Origin of the sequence: Eremococcus coleocola DSM 15696, from assembly GCF_000428865.1 — a bacterium.
In the GTDB taxonomy this organism is placed as follows: Bacteria; Bacillota; Bacilli; order Lactobacillales; family Aerococcaceae; genus Eremococcus; species Eremococcus coleocola.
Window position 1 is genome coordinate 1 of record NZ_AUAT01000037.1, and the last position, 10,583, is coordinate 10,583.

Consider the following 10,583-nt stretch of genomic DNA (forward strand, 5'->3'; position numbering starts at 1 on the left):
AGAACGAATCAAAGAAAAATTAAACTGGATGAGCCCAATTGCTTATCGCCATTCACTTCAAGCTGCTTAGAAAACAAAAAATAAGAGAGACAAGTACATAAAATATGTACTCATCTCTCTGGTCCAACTTTTTGGGGTCACTATAGACCTGGCTACAGGTACGAGGAGGGTGCTTTTGAATCGCAATGATTTAAACACGCCAAAGTTCTTCCCTATTTAAAGATAATCATTAAGACCAAACTAATTAGATAAATGACTGAGAATAACATAAAGGCTTTGAGCGCTTGGGGAAAGGCAGCTTTGCGTGTCTCGGCTAGCTTAATTTTTTGGACAAAGATTTGGACAATTTGATAATGGGGATAGATTCCAATTAAAGCCACTAATGCCCAAATTGGAAATTGACCGGAAATAATATAGGTGAGCCAAAAGACCCAAGGTAAGGCTGACAGGAGCATATATAATTTAACACCTAAATCGCGTCCAATATATGATACCAAGGTATAGCGTTGATTTTCAAGATCGCGTTCTAAGTCTCTTAAATTATTAGCTAGCATAATATTAGCAATTAAACAGACTAAAGGAATACTCATTAAGAAAATTCGGATGAGCTCAAACCAATTAGCTATCAATATCACTTTATGTCCGGTCCAATTGGTATACAGGATATCCTTATACATGGTCATAAAGACAGCCAAAAAGAAAATACCAAAGCCCATGGTTAAACCAGATAAAAATTCGCCATAAGGAGTCCTAGAGATAGGAACTGGCCCAAAGGTATAGAGGATACCAATGACATAACAAACTGCCCCAATCGCTAATAAAATGGGATCTGTTAAGAAAACCAAGCCAAGATTAAAAAGCAATGACAAAGCCAAGAGAACAAAGACAATTTTGACCATGATTTTAAAGTCTAAGCCATTACGCCCAATCACATTTTCTTCATTTTTATAATCAAGGGAAATGGCTTTATGAAAGTCCATGGTGTTATTGATCGAAGTCACACACATATCAAAAACCAGAGCACCTAGGAAGAAAACGAGGCTGTTCAGCCAGTTAAACTGACCATAAAAGTAATAGGTCCAAAGAAAACCAATCAGCATTGGAAATAAGGAAGCCAACTTGGTCCGAATTTCAACAAATTCTAGAAAAATAGGTAGGGTAATTTTATTTGACAATGTGATACTCCTCATTCGTTAATTCAAAAGAATCTTTTAATCCTTCAGATAAGTGAAGTCCATGGTCCTTATCAATAAAGACCGCTTCTACCCCATCCAAATGGTTAACAAAGTCTAAGCCCTTATCAATCCCCATTAAGAATAAGGAGGTTGAATAACCGTCCCCATCTACTGACTCCGGAGCAAACACTGTGACCCCAGAAATATTATTCTCTAGAGGATAGCCAGTTTTAGGGTCCAGGATATGGTGGTATTTCTTACCATCAACTTCTAAATAGCGTTCATAAATACCCGAAGTAATTATAGCGTAATCCTTCATCCGCCGAGCTCCAACAACGGTTCCCCGAACCTTATCCGGATCTTGAACACCGACATTCCAACCTTGATCATTAGATGGTGAGGTTCCCATAACAATCACATTGCCACCCAAGTTAATCAGGGCAGTGGTAATTCCATATTTTTGGAAAATTTTCTTAACCCCTGAGCCAATATAGCCCTTAGAAATGCCCCCCATTTCCAAGACCATCCCCTCTTCTTCCAACTTAATAGTTTGAGCTTTTTTATTGAGGGTGATTTTATGGTAGTCAATCTTAGGGAGGGCTGCTTCAATTTCTTCAGGGCTTGGTAAACGCTCTTCATCCACATCCCCAATCCGCCATAAATTGGTGACCGCACCGATGGTCACATCAAAGGCCCCATCCGATAATTTAGCGATTTCTAAGGCTTTTTCCATTAATTCAAAGGTTTCGGGTTGAACTTTGACCGCTTCTTTACCAGCTGCCTGGTTGATTTTATAAATATCTGATCCCTCTAAATTGGTTGAAAGTAATTTTTCCATCCGTCGCATATAATCAAAGGCCTCATCCATAGCAGCTTCTTGCCCCTTATGGTAAATGGATAATTGGACCGCTGTATGTAGTAGCGTTTCAGTCCGGGTTTCTGGATCTTTGACAATTTCAAGTGCTTCTTGATTTTCAGTTTTAGGACTGGCGCCTGTGGTGACTTCGGCGTTAGATTCTTCAGCCTTAACGGGCTGCATCGCTAAGGGAGTCAGCAGGGTTAAAACTGAAAGGAGAGCTATTTGTTTACGCATTATGTTCTCATTCCTTATCCAATCAAACTTATAAAAAAGCTATAATAATTTTCTTCCAATACTTTAACACAGTTTTCATAAAATAGTAAGTAAGTTCACAATTTATTTAAAAGCTAATTAGAATTACCAAGTAACTACTGTATTACTATATCCTGTTATAAAAAAGTAAGGGGTTGGGCTTTTTTGCCCAATCCCTTACTTTTGTTTAAGTTCTTAATTAATTATTATTCTTCACTAGATGATTCGTCAGTTGATTCTTCTGAATCACTTGCTGATTCTTCTGAACTTGCAGCTTCATCTTCTAATTCATCAATATTAATTTCTTCAGTGTTACCTTCTTGGGCTGCTTTAATTAAGGCAGCAGCAGCTTTCTTGAAGACATCAGATGAACTTGATGCACCAGAAACAACTTCAACGTCATCTGCTGATTGTTTTTCTACTAATTGATCATCTAATTCTTTTTTAGCATCTGCAAATGAAATACCATTTTTTTCCATATTCATATTATATTCTTCATTTTCTGATTTTAATTCATCATCAGCATTTACATAATCAAAATCAGATTTTTCAATTTTACCATCTTTAACTTCAATGGTAAATTTCAAGGTCCAACCATGTTCATCTTCATTTGAAACAGCAGTATAAGTACCATCTTTTAATTCGGCCATTTCATCTGCTACAGCACCCGCTGCGCCTGATTCTTCTGATTCGCTGGCTTCTTCTGATTCTTCTGAACCGGCTTCTTCTGATTCACTAGCTGCATCTGATTCTTCTGAGCCTGCTTCTTCTGATTCACTGGCTACATCTGATTCTTCTGAGCTAACTACTTCAGAATCGCTAGCTGCGTCTGATTCTTCTTTAGAGACAACAGATTCGACAACAGATTCTGCAGATGATGCAGCATCTTTAGCTTTATCAGCAGCGTTATCAGCTTGGGAACAAGCCGCTAATAAGAAAACTGATGCAAACACTAACGAACCTTTTAGTAATGATTTTTTCATAAAATCTTCCTCTCCTTTAAGAAAACAAATTTTTGATACGCTTTTATTTTAATATAATTTAGAATTTTAGTCTAGTTATATCAATAATCACGCGTCATTAAAGTCTGAATTAAACTTAAAATTTCAGAGCTATAATCATTTTGATCGAGCTTTTGGATACGTTTAATTGCTTTATTTAAGTATTTTTTTACCAAGTTTTCCACATAGACATCCGCATCACTTTCTTCAATCAAATCTTGAATCTGTTGTAAATCTTCCTCATTTTCAATGGAAAGTATCAAATTCTTAAGTATGGGTTTTTGATAAATTGCTCGGATTAACGGTGCTGTATAAATCCCGTTCATTACATCTTGTAATTGTGGTTTTCCAGTTTGTTCTTGCTTTTGAAAGAAATCTAATTGATCATCAATTAATTGAAAAGCCATCCCTATTTCTTCACCTGCATAATAGGCTTGTTTTAATTGTCGTCGACTGATAGATTCGGTTTGATACCCCCCTACTGTTGCTAGGCCAAATAAAAGTGCGGTTTTCCCTTTAATCTGGCGAAGATAACGGTAGATTGTCATCGTCGGATCAGCTACATTTTTTAACTGATTCAATTCTCCATTCAGAATCAATTCAATGGTTTTTTGTTCAATTCCAGAGAAATCGTTTAAGCCTGACTGATATAAAAACCGCATTGCATAAGCCAATAAATAATCTCCTGCATAAATGGCAATGCGATTGGACTCAGCCAAGTGAAAGGCTTGAATCCCCCGTCGTTGATCTGCCTCATCTATCACATCATCATGAATCAAAGTCGCCAAATGAAATAATTCAATACCAGCGGCAATATTTAACTTTTCTTGACTTATCGTCTTTTGATTTAAGCGGGCAAACATTAAAACCAAACCGGCGCGCGCAAATTTACCCGATGCATTGATATAATCCATTATTTTAGCCTTAATTTCTGGATTTGACACAGATATTTCAGCTATCATCATTTTTTTAACCCGCTCTAAATCTGATTCTATTTTGGGATAGGCCTGCCATATTGGATGTACCATAATTAAACTCCAATCTTTTTATAATAGAAAACTCGCTATTCCTATTAAGAATAGCGAGTTTGGTTAAAAATTTCAACTTAACTAGGCTTTGTGTTCCTTATAAATATGTTTTGGTTGTCCCCAAATCCACTTATCAAAAATTCTACCTAACCAAGGCATTACATAATAGTCTAGACCAAAGGTACGGCCTGCACCTGCCATTAAGGCAATAGCAACTGGAATAAACCACATATTAGCCCAGTAGAACATACCAGATAGACAGAACATTGAAACTAAGACAACTGTACCTGCAGAAACTAACCAAGTAAAGAGACCCACAATTAGAGCCAAACCAATGGCTAATTCAACCACTGACATGAATTTTTGCATGAAGAAGGCAACTTCACGGTTTGGCATAAAGAATTTCATAATTGACGCAAACCAATTTGGCATTTCTTTAAAGACTAACATTGGTTCTTCACCATGAGTATAGTTAAAAGCAAAGACTTGTTTAACGGCTTCAGTTGTTGCTTCAGCACTTTCTGCTGTTGAAGCTGAAGAGACAACTTCTTCTTTCAACCATTCAAATGGGAAAACAAGTGTGTCGCCGAACCAAGAAGAACCACCAAACATACCAAAACATTTCTTCAAACCTTCTATTAACCACATTCCTCCGTAGTATAAACGAAGAGGTAATATCCAAAGCATGTTACCATGGGCAGCCAAGTGACCACCAAACATGTTTTTGCCGCCTTCAATTTTAAAGAATTCATGACGTACATAGGTCCATGCATAGTATAAAGAGCCAATGCTTAAGAAATATTTAACGTTTGCAGCATGTTTTACTAAGGTTGAGAAGAAACCTTGCAAATGGTATTTATCATATAATAATGAAACTGAATGACGGCCACCAATTGAAACCATGTTTCCATCATATTTACCCTTATAAGATTTTAATTCACTACCGTTCATTAAAGCAATCACATTTTCAGCAGCTAAATCAGCTGTTTGTTCGGCTGCTTGAACGATTTGTGGAATTGGACGCCCATCTTGATTAGGATCTTCATAATAAGCAATATCCCCAGCCACAAAAACATTGTTATGGCCATTTGCTTGAAGATGTTCATCCGCTAAAATACGACCAGCACGGCCATATTCAAAGCCCCAAGTAGAAGCATCGGTATTTGCCTTAACCCCAGCTGTCCAAATAGTACAATATGAAGGAATTTGTTTACCAGAAGCTAATTCAATATGATCTTTTTCAACTGCAACGATTCCATCACCCAAGGAGATTTCAATGCCTTGTTTTTCCATAATTTTAACTGCACGTTCACGTTCAACTTCAGTCACGGTATTTAAGATAGAAGGGGCTGCTTCAACTAAATGATAAGATACTTCATCGTAGTTTAATTTATGTTCTTTACATAATTCTGGCAACCATTCAGTTAATTCACCAATCATTTCGACACCAGTGAAGCCAGCTCCACAAACTACGAAAGATAATAAAGCAAGACGTTTTGCTTCATCATGTTCCCGAGCTGCAGCATAAACACAGTCAATCACGTGTTCGCGAATCCGTTCAGCAGCTTCAATCGACCAAATAGTAAAGCCGTTTTCTTTAACACCTTTTACTCCAAAGTCGTTTGCTTCACCACCGGCAGTAACGATTAAATAATCAAATGGATAAGTACCATGTTCACCCTTCACTTGTTGGGTTTCATGATTTATATCCATAACTTTATCGGTTACTAGGTGAACATTTTTTAAACGATGGAAAATACGTTGTAAATCATATTTCACCGCATCAGGTTCAACCCGTCCACCAGCTACTTCATGTAATTCAGTCATGTAAGTTAAGAAAGAATTTTTATCAATTAAAGTTATATTAACCGACTCATCTTTCTTAAAATGTTTGCCTAGATTTCTGGCTGCGCCAACACCGGCAAAACCAGCTCCCACAATGACAATATTCTTAGTCACTTTATTCACATCTCCCTTTGGATTTTTATGCACGATAAAGTATAGCTGTTTTTAAAAGCTATTTCAAGCAATTTTTAGACTTTTTTCACAAAGATTATTTTGTTTATTAAATAGACCTTTTAACCTCTTCCCATCAAGCATATAGGCTAACTGCTTCCAAAATAAAAAACTGGCCAAAAATTTGCCAGTTTTTTTATTTAAATTCTAACCAATTCTGTTTTGCTTGTGAAAGAACTAATTCTTGGTGATACAAACGTAAACTTGCCACCCGGGTTAATAGATAATTTCCAAGTGTCCCTACCGCAAGCCCTGCTAAAATTCCTGAAAAAGACAAGACAGGCAAATAATTTAAGACAGACCAAGATTTGGCAAAGAAGGCTGCGACAAAAAGTTGGCCAACATTATGCATAACTCCTCCAAGAATGGAGATACCGATAATTGACACCCGTTTGGGTCCCAATAATTGAGCTAAGCACATGAAAATATAAGATAAAAAACCCGCTACCGCACTGTAAAAGAAGGTAGACATATTACCGCCTAATAAAGCAGTTAAGAAAATCCGAATGACCAATACTTGGAAACTCTGAGTATATGGCAAGGTAAAAATTGCAATCACAGTAATAATATTAGCTAAACCTATCTTAGCTCCTGGTGCAAATACAAAAGGAGATGGAATGAATTGTTCTAATAAACCAATTATAATAGCCTGGGCTGCAAGGACAGCCACATAAACTAAGATCTGGTAACGACTTCGCAGCATAGGTCACCCCTTTCATTCGAATAAAAAAGAAGAGGACTTTATCATCGAAAGCCCTCTTCTTTAACTTTGATGTTACTAATACCGCCAGGGGGAGTCGAACCCTCATTACAAGAACCGGAATCTTGCGTGATATCCATTACACTATGGCGGCCTAACTACTATAGTATAAGAAATTTTATAAAAAAAATCAAGCTTAATTTTAGATAAATATTTACAACCCTACTAGCCCTTTAACTAACTCCCTTAGCTCAAAATTATTAATAAGTAATTTCCCCATCAATACTATTTAGTTGGAGCACCGTCACAGCCTGACCACTTTGGTCTACTATTTGTACTGCAATCAAGCCTGCTTTAGGGGCATAGTATTTGACTAAACTTGCTTGGTTAGGATTGGATGTATCTGCTTCCCTCACCTTTACCACATTTTGATAAGCCACCTGGCCTAAATAAAACTCATCAATGATATCCTCAATGGTGGCATTAATTTCTTGATTATAACCTGATTTAAATTCTACTCCTATTTGAATATTCCGGGGTAAAATTAAAGAACGGCGATTAGGATCAACTTGGTCAGAATAGCGTAAATCTTCAACATTCAAATAATTATCAAATGTTGCTAATTGATAAAGTCCTTGGTCAGTCACTTGATATATTAAAGCTTGGGCATTGTCACCTACGAATTTCACAGCTTGAAATAAACCATTTTGATCTTTGGCGAATTCTAAAATCATATTATAAGAAGCTATTTCTTGCTCGTCGCCTTGGTAAACATATTCAACATATTGGCAAAAAGGTAAGAAGGACTCAAATGAAAGCATAGGTTGACTTTGCTCCGCAGGTGTTTCTGATGGACTAGTTTCACTAGTCTCAACATTTTCGTCTTGACTTTCAACCTGACTCTCAATTTGACTTTCAGAGGAACTAGTCTGATCTTGTGCAAAAGCCGTATGGATCGGTGTTAAACAAAGACCTAAGCCAAGGCCAAGTATAAGAAGTTGTTCACTCTTACTTCCTCGATTATAAAACATAGCACTGGCTCCTCTCCCTTTTATCTTACTACTTAAGTAGCTCTATTATATCACAAGCCACATTCCAATCTATGAGATAATTTGGACTTATTCTTGAAATACAAAAGGAAAATTTCATATCTATGATAATAGTGTGAATTTTTTGTGAAGATAACTAGGAAATGAAATAATTCGTTTTATCTAGTAATTGTGGTATTCTAAAAGGGGAAAAGTAAACTCATTACAAAGAGCAAAATCATTGTTACTTAATGATTCAAAAAGGAGCGATAATCATGACTGATTGTATTTTTTGTAAGATTATTGAAGGCCAGATTCCTTCAGCTAAAGTCTATGAAGATGACAAGGTATATGCCTTTCTAGATATTACCCAAGCCACACCTGGTCATACCTTGGTTATCCCTAAGGAGCATGTGTCCGATATCTTTCAATATGATGCTCAACTAGCAGGTGAGGTTTTTAGTCGGATTCCAAAAATTGCTAAAGCCATCATGGGCGCTTACCCCCAAGCAAAGGGAATGAACCTAATTAATAATAACGGTCAAGTTGCCTATCAATCTGTATTCCATTCACACTTTCATTTAATTCCTCGATATTCTTCAGATGATCCTGGTTTTGCAATTAAGTTTGAAGATCATTCTGCTGACTTTCCAAGTGAAAAATTACAAGAAATTGCTACAAATATAGCTAAGCATATTGACGAATAAGAGATAATATACAAAGGAGGAAAAACAATGTCATCATTTAAACAAGGACTATTCTGGGGTGCCATATTTGGTGGAATTGCAGGACTCATGAATGCCAAACAAGAAGGCCATAAGACACGCCAAGAATTAGCTGGTTATATTAACCAAGCTAGCCAGGATATTGACGATATTCGCTTTAAATTTGAAAACCTTAACCTCGCTATTCAAAGACTCACTCATGAAGGCCAAAAGGTTGTTGAAGAAACCAGCCAAGAATTACAAACTACTTTAAAACATTTCCAAGAAGAAAACCAACCCCGTCTTCGCAGAGTCCAAGATAAGGTTGAAACCCTAACCCAAAATATTGAAGAGCAAAGTCAAGCCATTCAAGCTAGCTTGCCTCAATCGAAATCTGAAGACGAAGAATGAACTTGAGTTTTTTGTGTAAAAATTGTTAATTAAACACTTTTTAGTCTCAAATATGATATAGTGGGAGCTGTATTAAAAAAAGAATAGGAGTAATTACTACATGAAGAAAGCTTTACTAAAAACTATCGGTCTATCATTCACTTCCCTTGCCCTAGCCTCAAGCTTAGCAGGTGCTTTGCCAGTTATGGCCCAAGATGATGTGATTGCTACAATTGGTGACACAAAAATTACCAAAGAAGACTTTTATAATGAAATGAAAAGCCTAGCCGGTAAAACTACTTTGCGGTCAATGATTTTGGAAAATGTTCTAAAACAAAATGTTAAAGATGCAGATGCACTTAAAAAATCAGCCGACGAAGAAGCACAAGAACAATTAGACAAAGTTGGTGAAGATCAATTCAATGCTTATCTAAACCAAATGCAATTAGGATCTATCGATGAATTCAAATATCAACTTTATATTCGAAATATGTTCCAAGAAGTAGTTGAAGGTAAAATGGATCTTTCTGATGAAGCCATTAAGAAATTCTATGATGAATCCTATGAAACTCCTATGGAAGCTCAACAAATCTTAGTAAAAACTGAAGATGAAGCTAAAGATGTCATTAACCGTTTAAATAATGGTGAAGAATTTGATGCTCTAGCTAAAGAACTTTCAATTGATGAAGCAACTGCAGCCAACGGTGGGCTATTAAGTCCCTTCACTTCTGGCCAAATGGTCCAAGAATTTGAAGATGCTGTTAAAGCGTCTGAAAATGGTTCAGTTACCCAAGAACCTGTGAAATCGCAATATGGTTTCCATGTAATTAAGACCATTAATAATGGGACAAAACAAGCCTTTGAAGACGTTAAAGATGATGTGGTCAACCAATATAAACAAAGTAAATTTTCTGATTCCAACTTCTCTTATGGTGTGATTGGCCAATTAATTAAGGATGCTAAGGTAGATATCAAAGATAAAGACCTTAAAGATGCCGTGACTGATTTAACTCAACTAACAGAACAAACGGCTGAGTCAACTGAAGCAGCTAGCTCTGCAGAGGGTGAATAATTTAACTTTTTATAAAAGAAGCGATTATAAAGAAGAGGCTGGGCAAAAAGTCCAGTCCATAAAAAGACAAGGCCATTATCGCAATCGTGATAATGACCTTTTTTTATTATTTTAGTAAACATGAAAGCACTCACATGATATAATGTAAATAAGCACAAATACATTTAAAGGAGTGGCTTTCATGTATAAACATTATAACACATCTGATTGTTCTTTAGTATTAAATTTAGATTTTGATATCGCTAAAAATCACGATGCCCGTTTCATTAGCTTATTCGTTGATTCAATCCCTGATAGTGAATTTCCTAAACCTACTTCCACAGGGCGTCCAGGCCATCATCCTCGGATGATGTTAAAA

At 36.4% G+C, this 10,583-nt stretch carries 10 protein-coding genes, 1 tRNA gene and 1 pseudogene; 4 read left to right on the forward strand and 8 right to left on the reverse strand.

Annotation, left to right across the window (positions count from 1 at the left end; all coding sequences use genetic code 11):
- Positions 1-212: 212 nt before the first annotated feature.
- The 8 genes from G396_RS0108155 to G396_RS0108190 all read right to left on the reverse strand — a co-directional run bounded on the left by G396_RS0108155 (position 213) and on the right by G396_RS0108190 (position 8,062).
- Complete coding sequence (locus tag G396_RS0108155; RefSeq protein ID WP_081683575.1) at positions 213-1,175, reverse strand: UbiA family prenyltransferase; 963 nt, start codon at positions 1,173-1,175, stop codon at positions 213-215.
- The gene (locus G396_RS0108160; RefSeq protein WP_028125669.1) at positions 1,165-2,268 is read right to left on the reverse strand and encodes an FAD:protein FMN transferase; all 1,104 of its coding nucleotides are present in this window, start codon (positions 2,266-2,268) and stop codon (positions 1,165-1,167) included. Before G396_RS0108160 ends, G396_RS0108155 begins: the two co-directional genes overlap by 11 nt.
- 224 nt (positions 2,269-2,492) lie before the next feature.
- Positions 2,493-3,269 (reverse strand): FMN-binding protein, encoded by a 777-nt coding sequence (locus G396_RS10595; protein ID WP_051221249.1) that lies wholly within the window; start codon positions 3,267-3,269, stop codon positions 2,493-2,495.
- Between the two features lie 80 nt (positions 3,270-3,349).
- Positions 3,350-4,315 carry a polyprenyl synthetase family protein gene (locus G396_RS0108170; RefSeq protein WP_006418611.1) on the reverse strand — a complete coding sequence of 322 codons (966 nt, stop codon included), beginning with the start codon at positions 4,313-4,315 and terminating at the stop codon, positions 3,350-3,352.
- 81 nt (positions 4,316-4,396) lie between these two features.
- Positions 4,397-6,274, reverse strand: coding sequence for an FAD-dependent oxidoreductase (locus G396_RS0108175; RefSeq protein WP_028125670.1), 1,878 nt, complete (start codon positions 6,272-6,274; stop codon positions 4,397-4,399).
- A 193-nt stretch (positions 6,275-6,467) separates the two neighbouring features.
- The gene (locus tag G396_RS0108180) at positions 6,468-7,034 is read right to left on the reverse strand and encodes a Gx transporter family protein (protein WP_028125671.1); all 567 of its coding nucleotides are present in this window, start codon (positions 7,032-7,034) and stop codon (positions 6,468-6,470) included.
- A gap of 79 nt (positions 7,035-7,113) precedes the next feature.
- Positions 7,114-7,185 (reverse strand) — tRNA-Arg (locus G396_RS0108185).
- 106 nt (positions 7,186-7,291) lie between these two features.
- Positions 7,292-8,062: a hypothetical protein gene (locus tag G396_RS0108190; RefSeq protein WP_006418652.1), complete on the reverse strand. Its 771-nt coding sequence runs from the start codon at positions 8,060-8,062 to the stop codon at positions 7,292-7,294.
- A 272-nt stretch (positions 8,063-8,334) separates the two neighbouring features.
- Between G396_RS0108190 and G396_RS0108195 the strand changes: the two genes are divergently transcribed.
- From G396_RS0108195 to G396_RS12160, 4 genes and pseudogenes are all read left to right on the forward strand, one after another.
- On the forward strand, positions 8,335-8,766 hold the full coding sequence (locus G396_RS0108195; RefSeq protein ID WP_006418690.1) for an HIT family protein: 432 nt from the start codon (positions 8,335-8,337) through the stop codon (positions 8,764-8,766).
- A 27-nt stretch (positions 8,767-8,793) separates the two neighbouring features.
- Positions 8,794-9,174, forward strand: coding sequence for a YtxH domain-containing protein (locus tag G396_RS0108200; protein ID WP_006418618.1), 381 nt, complete (start codon positions 8,794-8,796; stop codon positions 9,172-9,174).
- Positions 9,175-9,274: 100 nt separating this feature from the next.
- Positions 9,275-10,225 (forward strand): peptidylprolyl isomerase, encoded by a 951-nt coding sequence (locus tag G396_RS0108205; protein ID WP_006418625.1) that lies wholly within the window; start codon positions 9,275-9,277, stop codon positions 10,223-10,225.
- A gap of 181 nt (positions 10,226-10,406) precedes the next feature.
- Positions 10,407-10,583, forward strand: a pseudogene (locus G396_RS12160) (IS5/IS1182 family transposase); the annotation flags it as partial.

Coding starts and splice junctions, on each gene's coding strand:
- G396_RS0108200 (WP_006418618.1), top strand. CDS start 8,794: ATGTCATCATTTAAACAAGGACTATTCTGGGGTGCCATATTTGGTGGA.
- G396_RS0108160 (WP_028125669.1), bottom strand. CDS start 2,268: ATGCGTAAACAAATAGCTCTCCTTTCAGTTTTAACCCTGCTGACTCCC.
- G396_RS0108190 (WP_006418652.1), bottom strand. CDS start 8,062: ATGTTTTATAATCGAGGAAGTAAGAGTGAACAACTTCTTATACTTGGC.
- G396_RS10595 (WP_051221249.1), bottom strand. CDS start 3,269: ATGAAAAAATCATTACTAAAAGGTTCGTTAGTGTTTGCATCAGTTTTC.
- G396_RS0108180 (WP_028125671.1), bottom strand. CDS start 7,034: ATGCTGCGAAGTCGTTACCAGATCTTAGTTTATGTGGCTGTCCTTGCA.
- G396_RS0108170 (WP_006418611.1), bottom strand. CDS start 4,315: ATGGTACATCCAATATGGCAGGCCTATCCCAAAATAGAATCAGATTTA.
- G396_RS0108205 (WP_006418625.1), top strand. CDS start 9,275: ATGAAGAAAGCTTTACTAAAAACTATCGGTCTATCATTCACTTCCCTT.
- G396_RS0108195 (WP_006418690.1), top strand. CDS start 8,335: ATGACTGATTGTATTTTTTGTAAGATTATTGAAGGCCAGATTCCTTCA.